22 protein-coding genes are annotated in these 25,091 nt (G+C 72.3%); 6 read left to right on the forward strand and 16 right to left on the reverse strand.

All coding sequences use genetic code 11. From position 1 onward, the window contains the following. Positions 1–83: 83 nt before the first annotated feature. Positions 84–425 carry a hypothetical protein gene (locus tag G8D98_RS14320; RefSeq protein ID WP_166104828.1) on the forward strand — a complete coding sequence of 114 codons (342 nt, stop codon included), beginning with the start codon at positions 84–86 and terminating at the stop codon, positions 423–425. 615 nt (positions 426–1,040) lie between these two features. Here the strand turns inward: G8D98_RS14320 and G8D98_RS14325 are convergent. After that, on the reverse strand, positions 1,041–3,314 hold the full coding sequence (locus tag G8D98_RS14325) for a glycosyltransferase family 2 protein (RefSeq protein WP_166104830.1): 2,274 nt from the start codon (positions 3,312–3,314) through the stop codon (positions 1,041–1,043). Between the two features lie 189 nt (positions 3,315–3,503). Here G8D98_RS14325 and G8D98_RS14330 point away from each other — a divergent pair, with 189 nt between their 5' ends. Then, a complete protein-coding gene (locus tag G8D98_RS14330; protein WP_166104832.1) occupies positions 3,504–5,054 on the forward strand; it encodes a chitinase in 1,551 nt (516 codons plus the stop codon). A 111-nt stretch (positions 5,055–5,165) separates the two neighbouring features. Here G8D98_RS14330 and G8D98_RS14335 read toward each other — a convergent pair whose 3' ends face one another. The 14 genes from G8D98_RS14335 to G8D98_RS14400 all read right to left on the reverse strand — a co-directional run bounded on the left by G8D98_RS14335 (position 5,166) and on the right by G8D98_RS14400 (position 20,374). Next, complete coding sequence (locus tag G8D98_RS14335) at positions 5,166–5,579, reverse strand: HXXEE domain-containing protein (RefSeq protein ID WP_166104835.1); 414 nt, start codon at positions 5,577–5,579, stop codon at positions 5,166–5,168. Positions 5,580–5,663: 84 nt separating this feature from the next. After that, a complete protein-coding gene (locus G8D98_RS14340; RefSeq protein WP_188744926.1) occupies positions 5,664–7,247 on the reverse strand; it encodes a hypothetical protein in 1,584 nt (527 codons plus the stop codon). Continuing rightward, on the reverse strand, positions 7,244–8,167 hold the full coding sequence (locus G8D98_RS14345) for an ABC transporter ATP-binding protein (protein WP_205859793.1): 924 nt from the start codon (positions 8,165–8,167) through the stop codon (positions 7,244–7,246). The genes G8D98_RS14340 and G8D98_RS14345 overlap by 4 nt, the downstream gene beginning before the upstream one ends. After that, positions 8,164–8,964 carry a MerR family transcriptional regulator gene (locus tag G8D98_RS14350; protein WP_166104840.1) on the reverse strand — a complete coding sequence of 267 codons (801 nt, stop codon included), beginning with the start codon at positions 8,962–8,964 and terminating at the stop codon, positions 8,164–8,166. The genes G8D98_RS14345 and G8D98_RS14350 overlap by 4 nt, the downstream gene beginning before the upstream one ends. 371 nt (positions 8,965–9,335) lie before the next feature. After that, positions 9,336–9,833, reverse strand: coding sequence for a GNAT family N-acetyltransferase (locus tag G8D98_RS14355; RefSeq protein ID WP_166104843.1), 498 nt, complete (start codon positions 9,831–9,833; stop codon positions 9,336–9,338). A gap of 364 nt (positions 9,834–10,197) precedes the next feature. Further along, positions 10,198–11,787 carry an alpha-amylase family glycosyl hydrolase gene (locus tag G8D98_RS14360; RefSeq protein WP_166104845.1) on the reverse strand — a complete coding sequence of 530 codons (1,590 nt, stop codon included), beginning with the start codon at positions 11,785–11,787 and terminating at the stop codon, positions 10,198–10,200. 102 nt (positions 11,788–11,889) lie between these two features. After that, a complete protein-coding gene (locus tag G8D98_RS14365) occupies positions 11,890–12,579 on the reverse strand; it encodes a nucleoside/nucleotide kinase family protein (protein ID WP_166104849.1) in 690 nt (229 codons plus the stop codon). 5 nt (positions 12,580–12,584) lie between these two features. Beyond that, complete coding sequence (locus tag G8D98_RS14370; protein WP_166104851.1) at positions 12,585–13,352, reverse strand: SDR family NAD(P)-dependent oxidoreductase; 768 nt, start codon at positions 13,350–13,352, stop codon at positions 12,585–12,587. A gap of 132 nt (positions 13,353–13,484) precedes the next feature. Next, entirely contained in the window at positions 13,485–14,498 is a 1,014-nt protein-coding gene (locus G8D98_RS14375) for a sugar ABC transporter substrate-binding protein (protein ID WP_166104853.1), read from the reverse strand. Positions 14,499–14,577: 79 nt separating this feature from the next. Beyond that, the gene (locus G8D98_RS14380; protein ID WP_166104856.1) at positions 14,578–15,612 is read right to left on the reverse strand and encodes an ABC transporter permease; all 1,035 of its coding nucleotides are present in this window, start codon (positions 15,610–15,612) and stop codon (positions 14,578–14,580) included. A gap of 2 nt (positions 15,613–15,614) precedes the next feature. Further along, positions 15,615–17,114, reverse strand: a complete 1,500-nt coding sequence (locus tag G8D98_RS14385) for a sugar ABC transporter ATP-binding protein (protein ID WP_166104858.1) — start codon at positions 17,112–17,114, stop codon at positions 15,615–15,617. Beyond that, positions 17,111–18,166 (reverse strand): NAD(P)-dependent alcohol dehydrogenase, encoded by a 1,056-nt coding sequence (locus tag G8D98_RS14390; protein ID WP_166104861.1) that lies wholly within the window; start codon positions 18,164–18,166, stop codon positions 17,111–17,113. Before G8D98_RS14390 ends, G8D98_RS14385 begins: the two co-directional genes overlap by 4 nt. Before the next feature lie 94 nt (positions 18,167–18,260). Continuing rightward, positions 18,261–19,718, reverse strand: coding sequence for a xylulokinase (gene xylB, locus G8D98_RS14395; RefSeq protein ID WP_166104864.1), 1,458 nt, complete (start codon positions 19,716–19,718; stop codon positions 18,261–18,263). After that, positions 19,715–20,374 carry an SIS domain-containing protein gene (locus G8D98_RS14400; RefSeq protein ID WP_166104867.1) on the reverse strand — a complete coding sequence of 220 codons (660 nt, stop codon included), beginning with the start codon at positions 20,372–20,374 and terminating at the stop codon, positions 19,715–19,717. Before G8D98_RS14400 ends, xylB begins: the two co-directional genes overlap by 4 nt. 102 nt (positions 20,375–20,476) lie before the next feature. Here G8D98_RS14400 and G8D98_RS14405 point away from each other — a divergent pair, with 102 nt between their 5' ends. Together G8D98_RS14405 and G8D98_RS14410 are read left to right on the forward strand one after the other, a co-directional pair. Next, positions 20,477–21,475, forward strand: coding sequence for a sugar-binding transcriptional regulator (locus G8D98_RS14405; protein ID WP_166104869.1), 999 nt, complete (start codon positions 20,477–20,479; stop codon positions 21,473–21,475). Then, entirely contained in the window at positions 21,468–22,091 is a 624-nt protein-coding gene (locus G8D98_RS14410; protein ID WP_166104872.1) for a beta/alpha barrel domain-containing protein, read from the forward strand. Before G8D98_RS14405 ends, G8D98_RS14410 begins: the two co-directional genes overlap by 8 nt. 9 nt (positions 22,092–22,100) lie before the next feature. Here G8D98_RS14410 and cuyB read toward each other — a convergent pair whose 3' ends face one another. Further along, complete coding sequence (gene cuyB, locus G8D98_RS14415) at positions 22,101–22,838, reverse strand: cysteate racemase (RefSeq protein ID WP_166104875.1); 738 nt, start codon at positions 22,836–22,838, stop codon at positions 22,101–22,103. A 161-nt stretch (positions 22,839–22,999) separates the two neighbouring features. Here cuyB and G8D98_RS14420 point away from each other — a divergent pair, with 161 nt between their 5' ends. Both G8D98_RS14420 and G8D98_RS14425 read left to right on the forward strand, forming a co-directional pair. Beyond that, positions 23,000–23,701: a response regulator transcription factor gene (locus G8D98_RS14420; RefSeq protein ID WP_444980897.1), complete on the forward strand. Its 702-nt coding sequence runs from the start codon at positions 23,000–23,002 to the stop codon at positions 23,699–23,701. Further along, on the forward strand, positions 23,698–24,927 hold the full coding sequence (locus G8D98_RS14425) for a sensor histidine kinase (protein WP_166104877.1): 1,230 nt from the start codon (positions 23,698–23,700) through the stop codon (positions 24,925–24,927). Before G8D98_RS14420 ends, G8D98_RS14425 begins: the two co-directional genes overlap by 4 nt. The last annotated feature ends 164 nt before the right edge of the window (positions 24,928–25,091 follow it).

The raw sequence follows: 25,091 nt of genomic DNA on the forward strand, positions 1-25,091 counted from the left end.
CGAGCATCCCTCTAGTCTGCCCAGGTCGGCGCCCGCCGACAGTGGGGCCAGTCCGTGGACTGGATCAGGGGAAGGAACATGTCATGACAAAGAAGTCTGCCCTCGCGCGGCTGTTGGCCGTGTCTGCCGTCGCCGCGACCTCCGTGGTAGGGGTCTCGACGAGCGCACAGGCGATCGACTGCACGCAGTACGGGCCCAACGTCGACCCCGGCTATCTCTACACCAGCGGTCCCTACCACCGCGGACCGGCCGGCGAGTGCGCCACCCTGCCTGGCCACAGCGGCAAGGCCTACATCCAGTGCTCGAAGTTCAACAAGTACGGCAACCTCTGGTACTTCGTGCGCGACGCCTCGGACAACACCGTCGGCTGGGTGTGGTCCGGCAACGTCAGCCGCGTGGTGAACTCCAACCACAAGAAGTGCTGACGCAAGACCGCGACGAGGCTGGGGCCACGGGGTACGCCCCGCGTCCCCAGCCTTGCCAACCGCCACCGGCGAATGTCCTCGTGTGGCCAGCCTGGGCAACCCGGGCACGCCCGCTTGGCACCGCAGTGAGCTGAGTGGCTGCGGACGAGACGCCGGCCGGGCCCTGGCAGGTACGGTGCGGTGGGCAAGGGAGCAGCCCGAAGCACCCTGGGCAGACGGCTGGCGGTCTGCGGCTCGGGACTGCCTGCGAAAAGCTAGCGCGTCCTTCCGTGCTTCCAGCCAAGGCCCGCTAGCCCGGCGAGCACGAGCGATGTCCCGACCGTCGGTCCTTGCCCGCTCTCCTCGTCGACGAGCATGACGGTGAGTCCAGCGGCGACAACGAGCAACCATTCACGCGTCGTGCTCTCGTTGCGGGGACCGTAGGGCATTGCCCTACTGTGCCGTAGATGCGCGTTGTGGGTCCGGCGAACGGAAGACGTCGCTACATCGGCCACGAGGTCCTCACTCGCTCACGCGTCACCATCGTCCCAACACCGATCCCGAGGGCAGAACGTCGCCCTCGGGGGGGTGATCTTGAGCCGAGGCCGCAGCCTCGGCGCCGACGCTGCGGCAGGGTCAGGTCGACCGGGAGCGCCGGCTGGGCAGCCACCGGCGACTCCGCGCCAGGCGGGTATGGGTGACCCGGCGCCGCCGGTCGCCCCTGCCGCGCAGGTCCCTGCCCAGCCGCCGGTCACCGTGGTAGAGGATGGCCTGCCAGTCCACCGGTCGTGGGCCGGTGTCCGCGGTCGGTGTGAGCGCGGGGGCGGCCCGTGGCACGAACAGCCAGTTGACCACGCCCATGGTCATGTCGACGACGGAGTTGCGGATGCCGATGTAGGCCTGGATCGCCATCGCCGCGAGCACGGCGTTGAACAGCGCGAAGGCCAGGTTGCCCCAGTTGCCGTGCAGGGAGCTGCGCCATGCGGTGACCAGCGAGTAGACGACGATGAGGTATGGGACCAGCACGTGCAGGCCCGGGGCGGCCGTACGGTTGCGGACCTTCGGGGTCCGGGCGAAGGGGATCTTCTGTCCCGTGAAGGCCTGCTGGATCGACTTCAGCACGCCGGCGAGGTTGACCGGCAGCAGGACCAGGTTGAACCCGTAGATCCGGAAGACGTCCATCCGCCGGTGGCCACACAGCTTCAGGTCGCTGGCCATGCAGATGAAGTACGGCAGGGCGGCCCCGACGACCAGGGGGGAGAGCAGGCGCCCGTCGTAGGGGTAGAACAGCAGGAGAAGGAGGGCGAAGGAGGCCCAGGCGATCGAGGCCATGTAGTTGACGCGCAGCCAGAACTGGCTACGGCGCCCCTGTCGGTGCTCGGTGGACCGCCGGCGCCGTTGACGCCAGTACTTGGGCAGGATCAGGAGTCCACCGTTGGCCCAGCGGCGCCGCTGCACGACGAGGGAGCCGAAGTCCGGTGGTGTGGCGCTGTAGCTCAGCCGCTCCGGGTAGTTCACCAGGCGCCACCCGGCAGCGGCGATGTCGATGCTCGACTCGGTGTCCTCGATCACCGTGCGGTCCTGGATGTAGGTCCGGATCTCGAAGCCACCGACCGTCTCCACCTCGACGATGTCCTCCAGCGCGCGCCGTCGGATCACCGCGTTGGCGCCGACCCAGAAGGTCGCGCCGTGGTAGGACATCCCCTGGTGCAGGATGTGCTGGATGTCGGTCGTGGCGCCGGCGATCCGCTCGACTCGGGTCGGCGCGCCCCGGTAGGAGGAGTAGGGCGTCTGGGTGATGGCGACGTCGGCGTTCTCCGGCTGCTCGAGGAAGTAGACCAGGCGCAGGCAGTAGTCCCGCAGCAGCTGGGAGTCGGCGTCCAGGGTGAGCACGTACTCGCTGGCCGGCACGTCGAGGTCACCCTCCTCGGCGGCCTGGCCCGCGGGCACCCGCCGCAGGACGGTGCCCTCGGCGGACGGGGTGGGTCGCCAGGTGGCGCCCATCAGCCCCAGGTAGGCGTTGATGTTCATCGCCTTGTTGGCCTCCTGGGAGAGCGACGCGAACCGCTTGCGCTCGAAGCTGCCCAGTCGGGCGCTGAAGATGCGCACGAGCCGGTGGTGCAGCTGGCAGAGCCGCTCCGAGGGCATCTGTCCCCGCTGGTCGACGGCTGCCTCGATCGCGAGGAGGGACAGCCGCAGCTCGCTGGCCAGGCCCATGAGCACCTGGTCGACGAAGAACTCGGCGACGTGGTCCGCGACGACCTCCCGTTCGGCCATGTCCTCGATCCACTCGGCCGCTGCGCGGTACTCCGCGGCGAGCGACACCAACGCGTCCGGCGACGCGACGGGCGTCGTGGTCGCGTCGGCTCGGGCGCGCCGGTAGGCCGCCTCGGCGCGGGCGCGCGGCGCGGCGAGGGCCTCTTCGATCTGCCCGGTCACGGCGCGGGTGGCCTCCAGGCGCGCTCGGGTCACCCGGTCGGTGGGGGTCGGCGGGTCGTCCAGCAGCAGGACCACCCGCAGGTCCGGGTACTCCTGCAGCGCCGCGCTCCACAGCGTGAGCCGGACGATGTCGGGCTCTTCCGCGTACGAGGGCACCAACACCGTGAGCGGCGCTCCCGTTCCGGTGAAGTGCTGGTCGAGCAGCTCGCGGGGGACCCGTTGGTGCGTCCGGAACCGCGTCAACGCCCCCTGCCGGGCAACGAGGTACATCAGGGCCGAGAACGAGAGCAGGGTGACCACGGTCAGGTAGGAGAGCGCCTCCATCGTGAACCGGAAGCCGCCGGCGTCGTTGAGGAAGTGGCGGATGACGGACGAGACGAGGTAGGCGAGCCAGAACAGCACCGTGGTCGTGATCGCGATCCGCCCCCACGTCAGCTTCGCGACGCTGGGCACGGCGTGGACGATCGGCATCGGTTCCGACCGGCGTTCGGCGCCCCACTGCCGGCGACGCACCGAAGAGTCCGGGCTCGCATGGGCGGCGGCTGCAGGCGGCACCGTTCTCTCCTTCCTATGCGCGCGAGAGGTGCGCGCCGAGAGGGGGATGTCGCACTATAGTCACGCCCTCGACCCCTCGTGGGTGTCGACGGGATGGAGGGTCCGATGGAGCTGGTGCAGGGACGACGGCTGTCCTGGCCGCGCCTGGTCCTCGTGCTGGTCCTCGCTGCTGCCCTGGTCTTCGCTGCGCTCCGCGGGTGGCGATGGTTCGAGGACGTGCGCGTGGACGTTCCGGACAGCCGATGGTTCGCCGGGTACGTCGACGTCACCGCCGTGCCCTCCTACACCTTCGAGGACCCCGCCGACGCCTCGGGTGAGAACGCGGTGCTCTCCTTCGTGGTCGCCTCCGGTGCGAGCGACTGCACACCGTCCTGGGGCGGGTACCACACCCTCGACGGTGCCGAGGACGAGCTCGACCTGGACCGGCGGATCGCCCGCCTCCAGCAGCTGGGCGGGACCACCGTCGTCTCCTTCGGGGGCCAGGCGGGGACCGAGCTCGCGCTCGCCTGCACCGACGTCGAGGAGCTGGTCGACGCCTACCGCACGGTGGTCGAGCGCTACCACCTGCGGGTGGTCGACCTCGACGTCGAGGGAGCGGCGCTGTCCGACCCGGCGAGCGTCGCCCGACGTGCCGAGGCCCTGGCGCGCCTGCAGGACGCGACGGACGTCGACGTCTGGCTGACGCTGCCGGTCTCCCCGGACGGGCTGGGGACGGGCGGGCTGGACCTCGTGCGGACCACGCTGAGCGCCGGGGTGCGCCTCTCCGGGGTCAACGCGATGACCATGGACTACGGCGACAGCCGCCCTGAGGGCCAGTCCATGGGGGAGGCCGCGGTCGCCGCGCTGAACAGCACGCACGCCCAGCTGGCGACCCTCTACGACACGATGGGCCGGCACCGTACCGCCGCACAGCTGTGGCACGGGATGGGTGCGACGCCGATGGTCGGGCAGAACGACCTCGCCGGTGAGGTCTTCACCCTCGCCGATGCCGAGCGGCTGACGTCCTTCGCCACGCGCCGAGGAGTGGGCCGGCTGTCCATGTGGTCCCTCAACCGGGACCGGCAGTGCAGCGCCAACTGGCCGGATGTGACCAAGGTGTCGGACTCGTGCAGCGGGGTCGAGCAGGAGGAGGGCGAGTTCTCCGCCGTTCTCGGCAAGCGGGCCTCCGCTGCCCGGGACTCCGCGACCCGGGCAGCCACCCCCACCGCCGACCCGACCGCCTCCGTCGTCGACGACCCGCAGACCAGCCCCTACCCGGTCTGGGACACCGACCTGGTCTACCTCAAGGGCCAGCGGGTCGTCTGGCGCCAGAACGTCTACGTCGCCAAGTGGTGGAGCAGCGGTGACGAGCCGGACGACCCGACAGTGGAGGCGGCAGCCTCCCCGTGGCGGCTGGTCGGGCCGGTGCTGCCGGGCGAGACCCCCCGCCCGAGCCCGACCGTCCCCGAGGGCACCTACCCGACCTGGGGCCCGACGCAGGTGTACACGGCAGGGGACCGGGTGCAGATGGGCAACACCGCGTACGTCGCTCTCTGGTGGAACCAGGGCGTCAGCCCGGACGCGCCGAGCACCGAGAGCCAACCGACCCCGTGGCGGCAGCTGACCGCCGCCGAGATCCGGCGCACGGACCATGCGACACCAGCCCACCCGGACTGACCGAGACCCCGCGCACCTGACCGAGTGGTGTCGTGCGGGCCCGCGAGGGCCAACGACCTGGACATGCCGGCCATGACGTCCTGGGCTCGTGGTCCCGGGTCGGCGAGGCGCCTAGCCCCAGATGCGGCGCAGCACACCGTACGCGCCGGGCAGCCCGGGGACCACGGACGTGACGACGCCGGGCATCACCGTACGAGTCCTGAGCGAGACCGCCAGGTGCATCGCGAACGCCCCCGACCACCCCAGGCACAGCGCCGTGGTCGTCAGGCGGGTGGCCAGCACCGAGTTCTTGGTGGCCCGGTAGGCGCACACGGCGGCCACCGCCTGGGCACTGACGGCCGCGGCGCGTCGGCGGGGGGAACGAGAGGCAAGAGCACTGCGGGCCAGCGCGGAGTCGAGCGCGGGCCACCCACTTCCGCCGACACGCTCGCTCCAGCGATCGATGGGCCAGAGCAGCTCTTCCGCCTGGTGGAGCCCGATCAACGCGAGAGTCAGCCCCCATGCCTCACCCGTCGTGCCAGCCATGCGTCGATGATGACACCGATGACCCGCGCCCGGAGTGTGTGCACGATGGCTGCGACGATGCTCGCGGCGTGCGCCGGGTCGGTGCTAGCCAGTCGAGGCGTCCCTCCGGCTGACGGCCGCCAGGCCCAGGGTGCCCAGCCCGAGGCCGACAGCCAGGAGCACGGCGGATGGCGCCAGCTCGCTCAGCTGCCAGCCGTCCGGGGCGTGCCCGAACACGCTGAGTCGCGCGACGGGCTCGGGGATGCGCAGCAGGCCACCCAGCATGGTCGCCAACGCGCTGAGGCCGAGGGGTAGCCACGCGAGAGGTGCGCATCGCACCGAGCAACCGACGAGGAGCATAGCGGCGCCACCCAGCGCCACCGATGCGGGCCACTGGCAGACGACGGTGCGCATCGCGATCGACACCGCTCCGTTGACCTCCAGACCGACGCGAGCCACCACTGCGGCTGCACACCCACTTACAGCGAGCACGACAAGAGCACCGCCAGCGGCGACCACGCCCCTACCGCGCAGCGGCGCCGAGGGGGAGCATCCGGTGGCCCGCACGTGCTCGACGGTCCCAGCACGCTCGTCCGCGGCGGCGGCCTGCACACCGAGCACCACGAAGACCGCGACCACGACGCCGACCACTCGGGCGACGTAGCCGAGATACGCCGCTGCCGGGTCCACCGATCGGAGCTGGTCCGCTAGGAAGCCTTCCTCGAGGTCGCCGCGTTGCGCAGCGGCGATCACACCTGAGCCCATCGCCGTGAACAGACCGGCCCCGAGGGCCACCGCCCCGGCCCAGGTCGCGGTGGTCGTGAGCGCGAGCCGCGTCGAGAACGCGGTGAGAGTGGTGACCCTGAGTCGCCGCGTGAGGCTCTCGCGGGCGCGGATCAGGCCACGCCCCGGATCGCGACGTGCCCCGAGCAGGAGTGCGAGACCGACGAGCGCGCCCAGCGCGACCAGCCACGCGGCCACCGGGGCGAGCCGGTCGTCGGTGAACGGACGCACCAGGCCACGTAGCCCCAGCGGGCTGAGCCACGTGGCCGCGGGGTGGTCCTCGAGGTCGCCCCAGGCACGCAGGGCCAACCAGACCGCCAATGCCAGCGTGCCGGCCCGGCGCGCGCCCGTGGCAGTGGGCGCCACCTGGGCCAAGACGACAGAGGCGACCCCGACGAGGGCGTAGGTCAGGGCGACGGTGGCGCCGTAGGCCATCGCACCGGCCGTGTCGAAGCCCGCGAGAGACGCCCGCCGTGCCCACAGCGCACCGGCGGTGGTCAGCCCGAGAGCACTGCCGACGACGAACAGCCAGGCCACGACGGCGCACAGCTGCGTACCGGCGGAGGCACCGGTGGCCCTCACCAGCTCCACGGCCCCGCTGTCCTCGGCTCCGCGGGTCAGGCGCACCGCCGCGAGGAGAGCCGCCACGCCGGCGAGAAACACCATGTACGCGCCGATCTCCCACACGAACATCTGCGCTGGTGTGCCCGGCATGGGCAGGACACCGTAGAGCAGGAGGGTGGAGGCGTCGTGTCCCGCGTGCTGCACAGCGGCGGCACGGGCGGAAGCGCTGGCATAAGTACTCGCATATGCCGGAGCGGTGAACAGGGTCAACGCTCCCAAGAGCATCGGCCAGACCAGCGCGGAGCGCGCCTCTGTGCGCGCGAGCAGGATGAACACCCTCATCGCGGGTCCTTCGTGTAGTGGCGTAGGAAGAGGTCACCGAGGGTGACGGCGGAACAGGTGATGTCCCACGCATCGACGTCGAGCAGGCAACGGAGTACCGGAGCCACGGCGGCCGACCCGACGTGGACATCCAGCGTGCCGTCCACCTCCACGCGCATGTCGTGAGGGCCGATCGCATGCGACACGCTGCGGGCGACGTCGGTGACCGCGGCCGGGTGAAGGCGCGCTCGAATGTGGGCACCGGCCAGATGGCGCAGATCGCGCAAGGCTCCGGTCTCGACGAGGCGGCCGGACCTGATGATGGTCACCTCGCTGCACAGGTTCTCGACCTCGGCCAGAACGTGGCTGGACAGCAGGACAGTGCGCCCCTGCTCGGCGGCCTCGCGCACGCAGTGCTGGAAGACCTCCTCCATCAGTGGGTCCAGCCCTGAGGTCGGCTCGTCGAGGACGAGCAGGTCGGTGCGGGCGGCGAACGCCGCGATGAGCAGCACCTTCTGCCGGTTGCCCGTGGAGTAGGTGCGCACGCGCCGGTGCGGGTCCAAGGCGAAGGCCTCGACGAGGCGGCGCTCGCGTGCGGCGTCGTAGTGACCCCGCAGGCCGGCCAGCGCGTCGAGTACCTGCTGACCCGTCAACGTCGGCCACAGCGCACACTCCGCAGGAACGTAGGACACGTCGACGGTCACGTCCGAACCGTGTGTGACCGGGTCGCGACCGAGGACCCGCACAGTTCCCGCATCGGCTCGGTACAGCCCGAGGAGCACCCTGAGCGTCGTCGACTTCCCGGCGCCGTTGGGTCCGAGGAACCCGTGGACCGACCCCCGGCTCACCCGCAGGTCCAAGCCGTCGACCGCGGCGAAGCGACCGAACCGCTTCACCAAGCCGGAGACGGCGACAGCCAGCCCCCCGGGGTGGTTGCTCACAAGCCACGCTCCACAATCACAGCTTCCTCCAGGCGGCGGTACACCGCAGCGGCGACCGCCCGATCGCCGGCGTCGACCGTGCGCGCGAACAGTTCGTAGGTGCGTCGCACGCGATCGAGCTCGAGGGTGCCGGCGGCTCCAGCGACGGCCTCCCCCAGCCGCTTCATCATCCGTGCGACGATGTCGGCCGCCAGCTGCTCCACCTCGTCGGAGGACAACGGACGGTCGCGATCCCGGCCGAAGGCGGCCACGGACTCCGCGAGGGCGGCGTCGTCGAGAGCGGAGAAGAGCAGCTCGGCCTCGGGTGGGATCTCCTCCCGGTAGTACGCGAGCTCGACGAAGTCGCGTTCGTGGCGGATCGCCCGGCGAGTACGGCTGTCCGGCGCGGCCGCCTCGAGCCTGTCGTAGAACGTGGTGGCGACCACGGGCATCGGTGTCAGCGAACGGCCCGACTCGGCGATCTCGGCGAGCCGGGCCAGCCGCACGCGTTGGTGCCGAAGGCGAGTCAGCTGGTCCTCGAGCGCCGCCAGCGCTGCACGCAGATCCGAGATGGCACCGTCATGAGGGTCTGCTGCGGCGCCCCCCGGCTCCGGATCGGCCAGCAGCTCGCGAATCGTCGCTAGCGACAGCCCCGCCTCGGACAGCCACCGGATGCGGCTGACCCGCGCCACGTGATGCAACCCGTAGTCGCGCCAACCCTCTCGCACCTCGGGGACCGGCAGCAGACCGACGGCGTGGTAGTGCCGGACCGCTCTGACGGTCGTGCCTGTCAGGTCAGCGAGCTCGGCGATACGCATGCGGTCAGCATCGACTACGACGCCGCGTCACACGCAACTCCGTGCACTTGCGACCGCGGGAGGGCGGCCGGCAGGGGCGGAGCGGAGGGTTGTCGGCCGGACGGGTGATACATCCGTCGTCCACTCGGCTCGTCCAGACCCGCGCCGCACCTAGAACCGTAAAGTAGTAGTAAAGTTCTCGTATAGCAGTGGTCAAGGCAGCAGGGGTCGGGGCCACCGCGGCAGCTGGGCCCGTCGCCCCGGGGCCTGGCTGCGCACGGCCTCACGGCGCCCCTCTCCCGGACGAGAGGGGCGCCGTGACGCCGTGCGGGACACAGCTCACGTCACGCACGTCTCGCGTGCGCCCGGGGGCGAGGAGCCGCGGTAGGTACTCAGTGCCCGGGGCGCGTCAGGGGCAGACGACGCCAGATGACATCACCCGCAGGGGACGAGCCGACGGGTGCCGGCTCCGTTCGGATGACAGTGAAGCCCTCACGCTCGTAGAACCTTCCGGCGCCCGTGTTACCCCGAAAATGCTCCACGTCGACGTGGTCCACGACCGCTGGAAGGACGGCGATGGCGTGGCGGAGCAGGTCGACGCCGAGCGAGTGACCCCGATGGGATGGAGCCAGGTACAGCTTCCAGATCACCTGGCCGGACGACGTCTCACCGGTCTGGCAGACTCCGGCGAGCTCGTCTCCGACCGTGGCGACATGAACGCGTCCCGCCTGGACGGCCGGTTCGAGGTACTCACGCGTCCACCAGTCCAACTGCGCCAGGGCGGCCCGCGGGCCGAGGATCGGCGTGTAGTGCGGCGGCACCACCGCCGTACCGAAAGCAACGACAGCCTCGATGTCGTCGGCACCGGCTCGCCGTACACTCGCTCCCACGGCCGCGAGCCTATGCCGTTGCGAGCTCGGCGAGCCAACCGCAGGTCCCGCCTCGGCCCCGAGCTGGCCCCGTAGGGCGACCGGGGCGCTACGGTGGGTATACCGCAGTCCTGGTCTGTGGGTGACACACGGCGCCCCCTCCCGCCACGAGAGGGGGCGCCGTGCTGTGCGCGGTCGGAGGGCGCGTGCATCCAGCCGTGGGCCATCCGGGCCGACGCCGTCCTCGCCCGTGTGCATACGGCAGGTGGCATCGGCGTGCGGGTCTTGGGGACGGCCGCGGCTCCGCCTGATGCTCGAACCTCACCCGACGTCGGAGACCACCTGCGGAGCCTGGGCGGCCCGCCTCGGAACCCGTCCCCGCAGGTCAGGGCCGGCGGAAGATCCCGAAGCCGAAGCCCGCCGTCTCGGCCCGACCGGACCTCAGCCGCACGCCCTCGACCTCGACCGGCGACGCCCCGGCCCAGCCCTCCGGCAGGGCCAGGCCCGCCGGCTCCCGGCGGGGGTTGAGCACGACGAGGTGGCTGCCTCCGCGCACGTAGGCGAACGGGTAGCCCTCGGTGAGGACCTCGAGGCTCCCCGCCGGCTGGAGGGCCGGGGTCGCGTGCCGCAGCGCGACGAGGCGGCGCACGAGGTGGAGCAGGGAGTCCTCGTCGGCGCGCTGGCCGGCGACGTCCGGGCGCTCCGGGGAGGGGTCGAGCGGGAGGTAGAAGCGGTCCTCCGGTGCGGTGGAGAACTCGGCGCCCGGGCCCGCCGCCCACTGCATCGGGGTCCGGGAGCCGGTCCGGTTGTTGCTCGGGGAGAGAACGCTGCCCTCGACGTCCGGGAGGTCCTCGACGTAGCGCATCCCGATCTCGTCCCCGTAGTAGACCGTGGGCAGCGCGGGCCAGGTCATCAGGAAGGCGAACGCCGCGCGTGCCTGCTCGGCGGTCCGCGGGCCGTTGACGAGGCGCGCATAGTCGTGGTTGGCACTCGGGAGGGCGACGTGCCCGCCACCGGCGCCGATGGCCGCTGTCGCCCGCCGCCACTCCCGCAGGAAGACCTCGATGCCCCCGCTGCCCTCGGGGTCGAAGAAGAACCGGCCGGTCTCGCTCCACGTCGGGTCGTGCGTCCCGACACCGGTGTGCCACAGGGACCGCAGGGCGGGGTTGCCGAACTGGAGGAAGAAGTCGGCGTGGAACCCGGCCGGCACCGCGACCGACGGCTCCCCCCACTCCGACAGGAGCGCGGCCTCGGGGTGCTCGGCGTCGAGCCAGTCGCGCAGCTCACCCCACAGCCGCGCCGTCTCGACGTGCCCGGGGTCGTCCTTGACGAGCGAGGAGGCCATGTCGACCCGGAAGCCGCTGACCCCGAGGCCGAGCCAGTGAGCCATGACCTGGCGCAGAGCGCGCCGGTTGGCCCGCGGGCCCTCGCCGTCCACCGGGTCGCGCCACGGCTCACCGGGGGCCGGACGTGCGTAACCGAAGTTGAGCGCCGGCTGGCAAGGGTAGAAGTTCAGCTGGTAGTACCCGCCGCGGCGCCCCGGCGTCGGGGCCCAGCTGCCGGCGGGGCTCCCGACCCGCGCGCTGCCGATGTACCGGTGGTCCTGCGGGTCCTCCGCCCACTGCCGGAACCAGGGGTGCTGGTCGCTCGTGTGCCCGGCGACGAGGTCGAGGAGCACCCGGATGCCCCGGCGACGCGCAGCCTCGACGACCGCGACGAGGTCCTCCGTCGTGCCGTAGCGCGGCGCGACGGTGAGGTAGTCGCTGACGTCGTAGCCGGCGTCGGCGAAGGGCGAGGCGAACAGCGGGCTGAACCACACCGCGTCGACACCGAGCCAGGCGAGATGGTCGAGGTGCTCGAGGACGCCGGCGAGGTCACCGACGCCGTCGCCGTTGGCGTCCGCGAACGACTGCGGGTAGATCTGGTAGAGAACGGAGCTGGCCAACCAGCTCGGCTGAGGACGTGAACGGCTCATCACGGCCACCCTAGCCACCGGCGGGGCCCGTGGACCGACGTCCCCGGGCCTCCCCCGTATCGGTGCCGGCCGAACGGGTCGCCGGTGGCTGCTCGCGCCGGCTCAGCCGCGCAGGCTCCACCCCCGTGGCCCCTCGAGGACCACCCGGTCCGGGGCGGCCGCGGTCCCCCGGATGAGGGCCGCGTTCGCCTCGTCGACGGTCTCGACCCAGGAGCGGGCGGCGGCGGGTGCCTTGCCGAAGCGCTCGTGCCGGGCCACGAGGCGCTCGCGGCGGGTCCCGTCGTCGTCCTCGAGCCACCAGACCTCGTCGAGGGCCTCGCGCACGGCACGCCACGCTGCCGTGGCGAGCAGCAGGTAGTTGCCCTCGGTGAGGACGAGCCGGGCCCGCTCGGGGACGACGAGGGCGCCGGCGAGCGGCTGCTCGAGGGTGCGCTCGAAGCCCGGGGCGTAGACCGGACCGCGCTCGACCCGCAGCCGGCGCAGCAGGGCGGCGTACCCGCCGACGTCGAAGGTCTCGGGCGCCCCCTTGCGGTCGCGCAGCCCGAGCCGGTCGAGCTGGACGTCGGCGAGGTGGAAGCCGTCCATCGGCACGTGGGCGACGACATCGGGGCCCAGGGTGTGGCCGAGACGCTCCAGCAGCGCCTCGACGAGGGTCGTCTTGCCGACGCCGGGGACGCCGGCGATGCCGAGGAGGGCCCTGCCCTGGGGAGGGACGAGGTCGGCCACGGCCCGCGCGAGCGCCTCGACGCCCTCGGCTCCCGGGCCACCCTGCGAGGTGGCGGTGGTGTCCACGGCGCTCAGAACAGCGTGTACCCGCCGTCGACGACGAGCACCGTCCCCGACATGAAGCTGGCGGCGTCCGAGGCGAGGAAGACGACCGCCGGGCTGACCTCCTCCGGCATGGCGTAGCGCTGCTGGGCGGAGTCCTCGATCCACTGCCGCCGGTACTGGGGCTCGTCGACCGGCGACATGTCGGTCTTGATGTAGCCCGGGGCGACGGCGTTGACCCGGACACCGGCCGGAGCCCACTCGGCGGCGAGGGACTTCGTCAGCTGGTGCACGGCGGCCTTGGAGGCGTTGTAGGCGGGCTGCATCTGGGGACGGTTGACGATCATCCCCGAGATCGAGCCGATGTTGACGATCGCCCCCCGGCCGCGCTCGACCATGTGCGCGCCGACGGCCTGCGACATCCTCCACAAGGCGGTGAGGTTGGTGTCGATGACGTGCGACCACTCCTCGTCGGTCACCTCGAGGGCCGGGCGGTGGATGCAGGCGCCGGCGTTGTTGACGAGGACGTCCAGACCACCCGTCGCCTCGACGGCACGGGCGACGACGTCCTCGACGGCGGCGCGCTCGGTGAGGTCGCCGAGCACGACGTGCGCCGTGCGGCCGAGGGCCTCGATCTCGCCCTTGACCTCCTGCGCGGCACTCGCGTCGCGGCCGTGGACGACGACGTCACCCCCCGCCTCTGCGACGGCGCGGGCGAAGGCCCGGCCGAGGCCACGGGTCGCTCCGGTGACCAGGGCGGTACGACCGGCGAGGGAGAAGGTGTCGAGGACGGGCATGGGGGGCTCCTTGGGCCTGGGAGGACGAGCGGGGGAGGGTCCCGCCCGGGCGCGCCGCAGCGCGCGCCGGGCAGGACGGTGGTGACGGCCCGCGGCGGGGGGAGGCGGTGAGCACCCGCCGCGGACCGCCGGTCACTGGGTGATCAGGCCGGCCTTCTTGTAGAGGTCGACGTACTTCTGGGCGTTGTCCTTGGTGATCAGCGGGTTGCCGATGTCGACGTTGACCTCGTCCTCGGCCCCGGTGAGCAGGTCGTGGACGGCCTTCATGTTCAGCTGGGCCAGCTCGGCGGCGTTCTGCAGCGCAGTGGCCGTCATCTCCCCCTTCTGGATCATCAACGTGGCCTCCGGCGTGCCGTCCACGCCGTAGGCGAGGATGCCGTCGAACGCGGACTTGCCCTTGACGGCCTCGAGCGCGCCCGCGGCCATGTTGTCGTTCATCGAGATGATCGCGTCGATCTGCGGGTTGGCGAGCGACCAGTCCTCCATGAGGGTGAGGGCCTCGTCCTTGTTCCAGTTGGCGATGTCCTCGGCGACGATCTCGACGTCGGGGCGCTTCTCGAAGAACTCGGCCTCCCACGCCTTGCGCCGCTGGGTGCTGTGGAAGTTGCCGCCCGGGCCGTTGAGGACGACGACCTTGGCGTTCTGCGGCACCTGCTCCAGGGCGAGCTTCGCGACGACGCCGCCCTGGTCGTAGGGGTTGGCGTCGACGGAGTTGGCGCCCTCGATGCCGTCGACCCGCGGGTTGGTCGTGATCGTCACGATCCCGGCGTCCACGGCCTGCTGGATGTAGGGCTGCTGGGCGGCCCCGTTGTTGGCCTGGATGATGATGGCGTCGAACTTGTTGGCGACGGCGTTCTCGATCATCTTGTTCTCGACCTCGTCGTCGGCCTGGCCGTCGAAGACCTGCAGCGAGATGTCGTCGTAGTCCTTGGCCTCGTCCTTCATCTCGTTGGCCAGCCAGGCGGCGAACGAGTCCACCTGGGCGCGGGCGATGTAGGCCACCCGGTAGCTGTCCTTCTGGGTGCGCTCGGCGGTGTCGTCCGAGCCGGGGTTGCCGACGGTGACGCCGCCACAGCCGGCGAGCCCGACGGCGACTGCCGCCGCGGCCAGACCGGCCGTGAACGTCCTGCGGGTTGGGGTCTTCACGTGTCCTCCTTGGTTGCGGATGTGATGGTGCTGGGCTCCGTCGCACGAAGCCGGTGTTCCGGTGGGGTGGGGTGACGCCTCAGGTGCCGGAGGCGGGGGGGTCCGCGGTGGCACCGGGGTCGGCGCCGGCGGCGGCCGGCTCGCCGCGCCGCCCCGAGCGCAGGATGGTGGTCCGGGTGCGGCCGCGCTTGCTCCACACGTCGTAGGCGACGGCGGTGACGATGATCAGGCCCATGACGATCTGCTGGATGTAGGACCCGACGCCGGTGAGGTTCATGATGTTGCCGAGCAGGCCGACGATGAGCGCGCCGGCCAGGGTGCCGGCCGTCGTCCCGACGCCCCCGGAGAAGCTCGTCCCACCGATGATGGGCGCGGTGATCGCCTGCAGCTCGTAGCCGACACCGGCGTTGGGCAGACCGGCGTTGACCCGGGACATGAAGATCACCCCGGCGATGCCGACGAGCACGCCGTTGACGACGAACGCCTTGTACTTGACCCAGGCCACGGCGATGCCGGCCGCCCGGGCGGCCTCCTCGTTGCCGCCCACGGCGTACACGCCACGGCCGTAGCGCGTCTGGTTCATGAGGTACCAGATCACCGCGGTGATGAGAAGCAGGACGAGCGCGGGCACGGGCGCCCAGCCCCACGTGCCCTGGCCGATGATGACGAAGTCACCGAGCTGGAGCACGTTCTGTCCCTGCGTCAGCTCCAGCACCGCGCCGCGGGCCATGAGCATCATGCCGAGGGTGACGATGAACGCGGGAGTGTGCAGCGTCGCCACGAGGAAGGCGTTGACGAGGTTGCAGGCGACGCCGACGGCGATGCCGACGAGCACGGCGAGCAGCAGGCTCTGGGTGTCCTTGTAGACCATCACCGAGGAGACCCCGGCGAAGGCCATGACCGCGCCGGCCGACAGGTCGATCATCCCGCCGATGATCAGCGTCATCGCGCCGTAGGCGAGGATCGTGATGACGGCGACCTGGCGCAGGACGTTGAGCTGGTTGTCGACGCTGAGGAAGTTGGGGCTGAGGAAGCTCGCCCCGACGAACACCAGGGCCAGGATGATGAAGATGGAGTACCGGCTGGCGTCGAAGGACTTCAGCTTCGTGGTCATGGTCAGGCCACCTCGATGTCGTTCATGGCGTACGTGAGGATCCGTTCCTGCGAGTACTGGTCGGGGGTGAGCTCGGCGGTGACCCGCCCTGCGGACATCACGTAGATGCGGTCGCACATCCCGATGAGCTCGGGCAGCTCGGAGGAGATCATGAGGATCGCCCGGCCCTGCCGGGCGAGGTCGGTCATGATCTTGTAGATCTCGAGCTTGGCGCCGACGTCGATGCCGCGCGTGGGCTCGTCGAGGAGCATCACCGCCGGGTCGGCGATGAGCCACCGGGCGAGGAGCACCTTCTGCTGGTTGCCTCCGCTGAGCGAGGCGATGGGCGTCTCGGTGCTCGGGGCCTTGACGTTCATCTTCGCGAAGAACTCGCCGACGAGCCGCTCCTCCTCGCGGGCGTGGGCGTAGCCGCCGTGGATGACCTTGGGCAGGCTCGCGAGCGTGGCGTTCTTCTTGATGCTCATGTCGGGGACGATGCCGACGAGCCGCCGGTCCTCCGGGAGCAGCGCGAGGCCGTGCCGGATCGCCGACCTCGGGCTCGTGATGTGCACCGGGGTGCCACCGACCTCGACGGTGCCGCCGTCGAGCCGGTCCAGGCCGAACACGGCACGCACCACCTCCGAGCGCCCCGCGCCGATGAGGCCGGCGAGCCCGACGATCTCGCCGGCCCGGACCTCGATGTCGACGTCCTCGAACATCCCCCGGCTCGACAGGCCGGTCGCCTTGAAAGCGGTGGGGCCGAGCGGGATCCGCTCCTTGGGGTACTGCTGGTGGTCGAGGTCCCGGCCGACCATCTGGGCGATCGCCTGGGCCGAGGTGATCTCGCTCGCCGGCTGCGAGCTGACGACGGTGCCGTCGCGCAGCACCGTGATGTCGTCGGCGATCTCGAAGACCTCGTCCATCTTGTGCGAGATGTAGATGATCGACTTGCCCTGCGCCCGCAGCGCGCGGATCTTCGCGAAGAGCGACTCGACCTCCTTGTAGGCGATCGCCGAGGTCGGCTCGTCCATGATGAGGACGTCGGCGCTGTGGTAGACCGCGCGCAGGATCTCCAGGGTCTGGATCTCCGAGACCGTGAGCGTGCGCAGGCGGCGGTTCACCGGGAAGCTCAGGCCCTCCTCGGCGAGGATCCGCTTGGCCTCGGAGCGGATGTAGCGCCAGTCGACGGCACCGCGTCGGCGAGGGAGCCGGCCGAGGAAGAAGCTCTCGGCGATGGTCATGTCCGGCACGTAGTTCAGCTCCTGGGAGATCATCGCGATCCCCCGGGCCCGGGCGTCGATGGGGTTCTTGATCCGCACCTGCTCACCGCGCACCCACACCGTGCCCGCGTCGGGCTGGTAGATGCCGTCGATGACCTTCATCAGGGTCGACTTGCCGGCGCCGTTCTCGCCGCAGAGGGCGTGCACGGTTCCCGGGCGCACGTCGAAGGAGACGTCGTCGAGGGCACGCACGCCCGGGAAGGTCTTGGTCACCCCCTCGACCGACAGCAGGGTCCCCGTCATGCCGTGACCCCGACCGCGGGCTCCTCGACGCGGCGCACCCCGGGCATGACGACCCGCTTGAGGGAGTCGGTGGCGCCCTCGCCGGTCAGTGCCTGCTCGGCCTGCTCGATGCCGTACTCGTGCGTGACGAGCGAGTCCAGCTCGACCTTGCCCGTCGCGAGCAGGTCGCGGGCGATGGGCCAGGTGTTGGTGTAGCGGAAGGTACCGGTGACGTTGACCTCGCGCATCGCGATCTCCGGCACCGACAGCGGGATCTCGTCGGCGCTGCCGACGATGACGACCGTGCCGCCGGCCCGCACCGAGCGGATGCCGTTGACGATGGCCGCCGTGGCCCCGGAGGCGTCGATGAACACGTGGGCGCCCAGGTCGGTCGTGGACTCGCTCTGCGGGTCGACCACCCGGGCGCCGTACCGCGAGGCCAGCTCGCGGCGGCCGGCGTCGATGTCGGCGACGACGACGTCGACGGCGCCGTAGGCCAGCGCCACCTGGGCGGCGATGACGCCGATCGGCCCGCCACCGGCGATGAGCACGGTGTCGCCCACCCCGATGCCGCCCTTCTGCGCCGCGGCGATGCCGACCGACAGCGGCTCCATGAGGGCGGCCGCGTGGTCGCTGACGCTGTCGGGGACCTCGTAGGCGAAGTCGTCCTGGATGGTCACGTACTCGCAGAACGCCCCGTCGATCGGCGGGGTGGCGTAGAACTCCATCTTCGGGCAGAGGTTGTAGGCGCCCGAGCGGCAGAACTCGCACACCCGGCAGGGACGCTGCGGCTCGATGGCCACCCGCTGCCCGACCCGCCCGGGGTCGACGTCGGACCCGACGGCGGCGATCCGGCCACTGACCTCGTGGCCGAGGACGAGCGGGGAGTCGACGACGTAGTCGCCGATCCGCCCGTGCGCGTAGTAGTGAACGTCAGAGCCGCACACCCCGACGCTGAGGACGCGGACGAGGACCTCGTCCGGCGCACAGGTCGGGACGGGGCGCTCCTCGAGCACGACGTCCCGCACGCCTCGCAGCACGCTCGCGGTCATCGTCGTGGGTAGCCCACTCATGGTCGTGTCCTTTCCGGGATGCGGTGGTCGGCGGCCGGCTGGGCCGCTGCGTCGGCACGCTGGGTGCCGTGGGGGTCTGGGGTCACGGGTGCTCCTAGTAGGTCTCTCCCGTGGACTGCAGGTCGGCGAGGCGCAGGTAGCGCTCCCACACCGCCGAGCGGTCCGCGACCGGCTCGGTGCACGAGGTCACCGGGGGCGACCACTCGCGGGTGAGACCGGCGACCGTCTCGTGGCGCACCACGGCGGCGGCCTGCACGGCCGCCCCCCGCGCCGTGCCCTCCGGGGCGTCGACGGTGACGGCGGGCCGCCCGGTGAGGTCGGCGATCACCTGCCGGTAGGCGGCCGAGCGGGCACCGCCACCGACGAGGAGGCTGCGCCCCGAGGCCTCGATGCCGTGGGCGCGCAGCAGGCGCTCGCCCCGCAGCAGCCCGAGGGCGACGCCCTCGACGGCGGCCAGGGCCAGCTGCTCGCGGGTGACGTCGCCCGAGAGCCCCGAGAGCATCCCGCGGGCCTGCGGAAGCTGGGGTGAGCGCTCGCCGTCGAGGTAGGCGGCGAGCACCGGGCGGTCGGGGGCCAGGGGCGCCGCGAGCGCCAGCCGGCTCAGCTCGTCGTGGCCGACCCCGAGCAGGCGGGCGAAGGCGTCGGTGACCTTGGTGGCGTTGAGGGTGCACACGAGCGGCAGGTAGCCGCCGGTGACGTTGGCGACCCCGTCGACCTGGCCGGCGGGGTCGGCCACCCGGTGCGGGCTGGTCGCGAGCACCACCCCCGAGGTCCCGAGGCTGTAGGCGATCTCGCCCTCCTCGAGACCGATCCCCTGAGCCGCCAGGTGCTGGTCGCCGCCCCCTGCGCTCACGACGACGTCGGGGTCGACGCCCAGCTCGGCCGCGGCCGCCGGGGTGAGCGTGCCGGCCGCCTCGTCCGGGCCGAGGACGTGCGGGAGCATCGGGAGCCAGTCCCGCTCGCCGACGAACTCCTCGAGGATCTCGGTGCGCCAGGTCATCGTCTCGGCGGTGAAGTAGCCGGTGCCCGAGGCGTCCGACCGGTCGGTCACGTGCCGCCCGGTGAGCATGAAGGTCAGCCAGTCGTGGGGGACGGCGATGCGCCGGGCGCGCGCCAGGGTCTCCGGCTCGTGCTCGGCGAGCCAGGCGAGCTTGGCGACCGTCACCGAGGCCAAGAGCGAGATGCCGACCTCCGCCGTCCACCGCCCCGGGCCCCAGGCGCGCAGCATCGCGGCCGCCTGCGGCGCGGAGGTGGTGTCGTTCCACAGCTTCGCCGCCCGCAGGACCTGCCCGTCGGCGCCCGTGAGCACCGGGGCGTGGCACTGGGCTCCGACGCCGATGCCCCGGACCCGGACGTCGTGGCCGCGCAGCGCGTCCCGGACCGCCGTGACGAGCGCCTGCCACCAGCTCTCGGGGCGCTGCTCGCTGACCGGGGGCCGGGTGGCCGGGTGGGAGGCCCGCCCGGTGGACACCAGCGCGCCGGTCACGAGGTCGCGCACCTCGACGGTGCAGGACTGGGTCGAGCTGTCGACCCCGAGGACCACCTCGCTCATCGCCGGTCCCCCTGCGCAGGGTCGACGTCGGGGATGGTCAGGGCGGGCAGCTCGGGCGGCAGGTCCTCGAGCCGGCCGACGGCCCCGGCCGGGTGGGTCGTCATGAACTCGCGCCAGGTGTAGCCGCGGCCGCGCATGACGACCTCGGCCAGGGCGTCCCCCCAGGCGCTCTGGGCGATCGTGATGCCGGTGGCGACGACCCGCCCGAGCTCGGCGGCGGGGTCGACCGCGACGACGACGCTGTGGTCGGCGAGCCGGGCGAGGGGGGTGGCGTGGTCGCGAGTCAGGGCGATGACCGAGGCCCCTCGGGCCTGGACGATCCGCGCACACTCGAGCACCTCGGTCGTGGCACCGCCGTTGGAGATGAGCAGGACGAGGTCCGCGGGGAGGATCGCGCCCGAGGAGCCGTGGAGGCTGTCCATGGGCGAGAAGGGGACGGCGGGGGTGCCGGTCACCGAGAGGATGTGCGCCATCCGGCGGGCGACCGTCCCGGACGTGCCGGACCCGCCGATGAACAGCTTGCCGCGGCAGTGCAGGACCAGGGCGGCCGCGGTGACGAAGGTGTCGTCGATGGACGTCGTGAGCGCGCGGACGGCCTCGGCCTCGGCGAGCAGGCGGCCACGGGCCACCGCGAGGATGTCGTCGCTGACGCCCACTGCACTCCTTCGTGTCATCCCGGACTTCTGCTCACATGTGCATTTCCGGTGTACGTTTGAGCCTACGCAGGGCCGAATCGGTCAACCACAGTGGGTGCTCATATGTCATCGAACCGTAACCAAGACGCTCATCTGAGCAATCCGGAGACCGCCCGGGACATCGGGCTCCTCGCGGCGGTGGCCCGCGCCTACTACGTCGAGGAGCGTTCCCGGGTCGAGATCGCCGAGGTCTTCGGCATCTCCCGGTTCAAGGTCTCCCGCCTGCTGTCGCGCGCTCGCGAGGAGGGCGTGGTCACCATCGAGATCCACGACTGGGGTCTGCCGGACCCGGTCCTCAGCGCCCGCCTCAACGAGGTCCTCGGCCTCACGCGCTGTCTCGTCGTGCGCTCCCACGGGGACGACGAGACCATGCGACGCCAGATCGGCGCCGCCGCGGCCGCTCACCTGAGCGAGACCCTCGCCGACGACGAGGTGCTCGGGGTCTCGTGGGGCCGCACCCTCACGGCCACGACGAGCCAGCTCGAGCACCTCCCCCGGCTGTCCATCGTCCAGCTGACCGGCGTGGTCGCGGGCGACCTGGACTCCTCGCCGATCGAGGTCGCCCGGCACGTCGCCCGCCGCTCCGGCGGCCGGGTCTACCCGATCTTCGCCCCGCTGATCACCCCGGACGTCGAGACCGCCGAGGGGCTGCGCAGCCATGCCGACATCGCCTCGGCGATGGAGCTGTTCCCGTCCGTGACGACCGCCCTGCTCTCCGTCGGGGCCTGGGACAAGCCACGGGGGGAGGGGCATGCCGTCCTCTCCCAGGTCCACGACGTGCTCTCCCTGGAGGACCTCGCCGGGGCCATCGCCGACGGGTGCGTCGCCGACATCGCCGGGCTCCTCGTGCGGGCGGACGGCTCGCTCGCCTACCCCGAGCTGCAGCGGCGGTCCATCAACATCACCGACGAGCAGCTGCGCGCCGTCCCCCGGGTCCTGGGCGTCGCGGGCGGGGCGGCCAAGGCGACGGCGGTCCGCGCGGTCGCCGGTGCCGGGCTGATCACCGAGCTGGTCACCGACCACGCCCTCGCGGCCGAGATCGTCGGGGACGACGATGCCTGAGGTCGCCGGATCGCTGTGGTCGGTCCCCGCGGCCGACCGGCCACCGGCTCTCGAGCGGCTCGGCGCAGCCGGGTTGCGCCGACTGCACTGGGACCGGTCCGACGGCCGGTTCGCCGCCGCGGGCGGTTTCACGGCGGCCGAGGCGCTCACCCTGACCGAGGCCACCGGGATGGCCGCCGAGGCCCACCTCATGGTCACCGACCCGGTGGCCGAGGTCGACCCGTGGACCGAGTTCTGCGACCTCGTCGTCGTCCACGCGGAGGCCCCCGGCTGGCAGCAGGCGCTCGAGCGCGTCCTGGGCCGGGGCTGCCGTCCCGGCCTCGCGATCTCTCCGCTGACTCCCCCCGAGGTGGTGCCGCCGGGGCTGGCCACGCTGTGCATGACGATCACCCCGGGCGCGGCGGGCAGCGCCTTCCAGGAGGAGGTGCTCGACAAGCTCGCGCCGCTGCGGTCGGCCTCCCCCACCCGCCGCGTCGGGCTCGACGGCGGCGTGCGACGCGAGCACGTGCAGGTCGCGCAGCGCGCCGGCGCGGACTGGGTCGTCGTCGGCACCGACCTGTTCTCGGCCGGTGGGGAGGCCCGCTGGGCCGACGTGCTGGCCGGCGGGAACGGCTGAGGCGGCGCCTCAGCCGCGCAGCGCGGCCCCGGCCCGGCGGATGGTGGCCGCCGCGACGGCGTCGATCGAGTCGACGACCGTGGGGTCCTCGACCCCGAGCTCGCCGCGCAGGACCGACAGCTCGGTGCAGCCGAGGGCGACGGCCTCGGCCCCCCGCTCGCGCAGGTGACCGACCACGGCGTCGAACCGGTCCCGGGGGACCGGCCGACCGGCCTTGACACCGTCGTAGATGATGCTCATCGTCTCCCGCTGCACGGCGTCCTCGGGGAGCACGAGCTCCACGCCCGCCCGGGCGGCGGCGTTCGCGTAGGTCCCGGCGGCGAGCGTCCCGTCGGTCGCGAGCACCCCGAGGCGGCCCAGGCCCGGCACGGCCGTGCGGGCGGCGGCCACCGTCTCGTCGACGGTGTCGAGGACCTCGATGCCGACCGCGGCGCGCATCTGCTCGACCCACACCAGCGCCGTGTTGCACGGGATCGCGACGAACGTGGCGCCGGCCCGCTCCAGGGCGACGACGTCGGCGACGAGCGCCGGCTCGGGGCTCTCGTTCTCGCCGCGCAGGAAGCCGGTGCGGTCCGGGATCGAGCCGTGCTGCCACACGAGGAGGTCGACGTGGTCCTGGTCCCTGTCCGCGTCGGTGAGCTCGACCACCCGCCGCAGGAAGTGCACGGTCGCTGCCGGCCCGAGACCTCCGAGCACCCCTGCGGGCTGGCCGTGGACCGGAACGACGGTCGGGTCGACCTGGGTCACGAGAGCCTCCTTCGGGTGGCGTCGCTCGGCCCGACCAGAATCGCACACGCGGGGAAGGGGTTCGCCGACACCGTCGGGACGGTGCCGCCGGGACGCAGGGCGCCGGTCCCGGATGTGGGCGACCGGGCCCGGGCCCGCCGCCAGGTCTCTACGATGCCGGCATGGGAGGGATGACCGTGGTCCTCGCCGAGGACAACGCGCTCCTCCGCCAGGGGCTCGCCGCCGCGCTCGCGGAGCACGAGGCGGTCGGCGAGGTGCGCACCGCCGCCGACCTCGACGAGCTCGTCGCGGCGGTCGAGACCTCGGCGCCGGACGTCGTGCTCGCCGACATCAGGATGCCCCCCACGCACACCGACGAGGGCATCCGGGCGGCGGAGCGCTTCCGGCGCACCCACCCCGGGCTCGGCGTCGTCGTCCTCTCGCAGCACGCCGACGCCGAGGGCGCGCTCGCGCTCGTCTCGGGCGGGAGCACCGGACGGGCCTACCTGCTCAAGGAACGGGTCTCCGACGTCGACCAGCTCGTGGCGACGCTCGTGGCCGTCCAGCGGGGCGACAGCGTCATCGACCCGCACGTCGTGGACGCCCTGATGCGCCACCGGATGCGCTTCGAGGCCGGGCCGGTCGCGCGGCTGACCGCACGCGAGCGGGAGGTGCTCGGGCTGATCGCCACCGGGGACTCCAACACCGCGATCGCCGGACACCTGGGCGTCACCTCGCGGGCGGTGGAGAAGCACATCAACTCGATCTTCAGCAAGCTCGACCTGCCCCCGGGCGACGCGACGCACCGACGGGTCGCCGCGGTGCTGCTCTACCTCGGGGACAGCGCCACGCCCGTCGCCCGGCCCGTCCACCGCACGCCGTGAGCTCGCCGACCCGGCGGGCCTGGGGTCTGCGGATGCCCCGGTTGCGCGGCTCGACCGCGGCGCGGGTGCAGTCCTACCTGTGGGTCAACGTCGTCGGAATCTGGTTCTCCGTCCTCCTGCTCGTCCTCCTGCGGTTCGTCATCGGCCCGTCGGACTCGCTGCGGCGGGACGTCCTGACCCTCGCGATCGGCGGGACGGCGTACGGCGTCGCCCTCGTGCTGGCCCGGCGGGGCCGCCTCGCCGTGGCCGCCGGCACGGCCGTCGGTGCGACGTGGTTCGTCGCGTTCGCGCTCACCTGGACCACCCCCTTCCTCACCCCGGTGGCCCTCCTCGTCCTGCACATCCCCTCCCTCGTCCTCACCGACGCCTTCCGGCCGCGGACGCGCAGGACGCTCCTGCCGACGTCGGTCCTGCTCACCGGCGCCCTCGTGATGCTCGGCGAGAGCAGGCGCGAGGGCCAGGCCGTCCACGAGCCGCCGTCCCCGATGTCCGAGGTGCTCGTCGGGGTGTTCACGGTGCTCGTCGCGGCGATCATCGTCGTCGGCATCCGGGACGCGGTCGCCCGGCTCGCGCGCCAGCGCCGCGAGCTCGAGGAGTCCCGCGCCCGGCTGGCCGTCGCGAGCATCGAGGCGCGCCGCGCGATCGAGCGCGACCTGCACGACGGTGCCCAGCAACGGCTGACCGCCCTCGCCGTGGACATCGGCCGGCTGGGCCGGGTGATCGAGAAGGACCCGGTGCGGGCCCGCGAGCTCGCCCACGGCCTCCAGCCCCAGCTCGAGGCCGCGATCCGCGAGCTGCGCGACCTCGCCCACGGGATCTACCCGACGGTGCTCGCCGAGCAGGGGCTCGCCGGAGCCCTCTCGGCCGCGGCCCGCCGCACCCGGCTGCCGTGCCTCGTCGACGTCGACGGGGTGCAGCGCTACCCCCGCGACGTCGAGGCCGCCGTGTACTTTTGCTGCCTTGAGGCGATGCAGAACGCCGACCGGCACTCCGGCGGCTCCCTCATCCGGGTCACCGTCGCCGAGACCGGTGCGCCGACGGCGCCGACGCTCACCTTCACCGTCACCGACGACGGGTGCGGCTTCGACGTCGACGACCGACCGGACGCCCACGGGCTCACCGGGATGCGCGACCGCGGGCAGTCCGCGCACGGTGTCGTGACGATCCGCTCGGCGCCGGGTGCCGGCACGACCGTCGAGGGCCGTTTCCCCCGCGACGGGCGATGAGCGACGGTGGTGCCTGCACCACCGTCGACTCGGGGGCACGCGCTACCGACACCGGCCTCGGAACACGGCAGACTGGTGGCGTGACCGTCGCAGGGGACGGTACACACCCACCCACGGTGAGCGCCGGGTGCCGGCTTGCGCCCCGCCTCCGTGACCCGCGGTGG

The organism is Phycicoccus endophyticus, from assembly GCF_011326735.1.
In the GTDB taxonomy this organism is placed as follows: Bacteria; Actinomycetota; Actinomycetes; order Actinomycetales; family Dermatophilaceae; genus Phycicoccus; species Phycicoccus endophyticus.

What these genes read in the sequence shown, in the direction of transcription:
- G8D98_RS14320 (WP_166104828.1), top strand. Translation starts at nt 84, where the DNA reads ATGACAAAGAAGTCTGCCCTCGCGCGGCTGTTGGCCGTGTCTGCCGTC.
- G8D98_RS14325 (WP_166104830.1), bottom strand. Translation starts at nt 3,314, where the DNA reads ATGCCGATCGTCCACGCCGTGCCCAGCGTCGCGAAGCTGACGTGGGGG.
- G8D98_RS14330 (WP_166104832.1), top strand. Translation starts at nt 3,504, where the DNA reads ATGGAGCTGGTGCAGGGACGACGGCTGTCCTGGCCGCGCCTGGTCCTC.
- G8D98_RS14335 (WP_166104835.1), bottom strand. Translation starts at nt 5,579, where the DNA reads ATGGCTGGCACGACGGGTGAGGCATGGGGGCTGACTCTCGCGTTGATC.
- G8D98_RS14340 (WP_188744926.1), bottom strand. Translation starts at nt 7,247, where the DNA reads ATGAGGGTGTTCATCCTGCTCGCGCGCACAGAGGCGCGCTCCGCGCTG.
- G8D98_RS14350 (WP_166104840.1), bottom strand. Translation starts at nt 8,964, where the DNA reads ATGCGTATCGCCGAGCTCGCTGACCTGACAGGCACGACCGTCAGAGCG.
- G8D98_RS14360 (WP_166104845.1), bottom strand. Translation starts at nt 11,787, where the DNA reads ATGAGCCGTTCACGTCCTCAGCCGAGCTGGTTGGCCAGCTCCGTTCTC.
- G8D98_RS14370 (WP_166104851.1), bottom strand. Translation starts at nt 13,352, where the DNA reads ATGCCCGTCCTCGACACCTTCTCCCTCGCCGGTCGTACCGCCCTGGTC.
- G8D98_RS14380 (WP_166104856.1), bottom strand. Translation starts at nt 15,612, where the DNA reads ATGACCACGAAGCTGAAGTCCTTCGACGCCAGCCGGTACTCCATCTTC.
- G8D98_RS14385 (WP_166104858.1), bottom strand. Translation starts at nt 17,114, where the DNA reads ATGACGGGGACCCTGCTGTCGGTCGAGGGGGTGACCAAGACCTTCCCG.
- G8D98_RS14390 (WP_166104861.1), bottom strand. Translation starts at nt 18,166, where the DNA reads ATGAGTGGGCTACCCACGACGATGACCGCGAGCGTGCTGCGAGGCGTG.
- xylB (WP_166104864.1), bottom strand. Translation starts at nt 19,718, where the DNA reads ATGAGCGAGGTGGTCCTCGGGGTCGACAGCTCGACCCAGTCCTGCACC.
- G8D98_RS14405 (WP_166104869.1), top strand. Translation starts at nt 20,477, where the DNA reads ATGTCATCGAACCGTAACCAAGACGCTCATCTGAGCAATCCGGAGACC.
- G8D98_RS14410 (WP_166104872.1), top strand. Translation starts at nt 21,468, where the DNA reads ATGCCTGAGGTCGCCGGATCGCTGTGGTCGGTCCCCGCGGCCGACCGG.
- G8D98_RS14420 (WP_444980897.1), top strand. Translation starts at nt 23,000, where the DNA reads ATGGGAGGGATGACCGTGGTCCTCGCCGAGGACAACGCGCTCCTCCGC.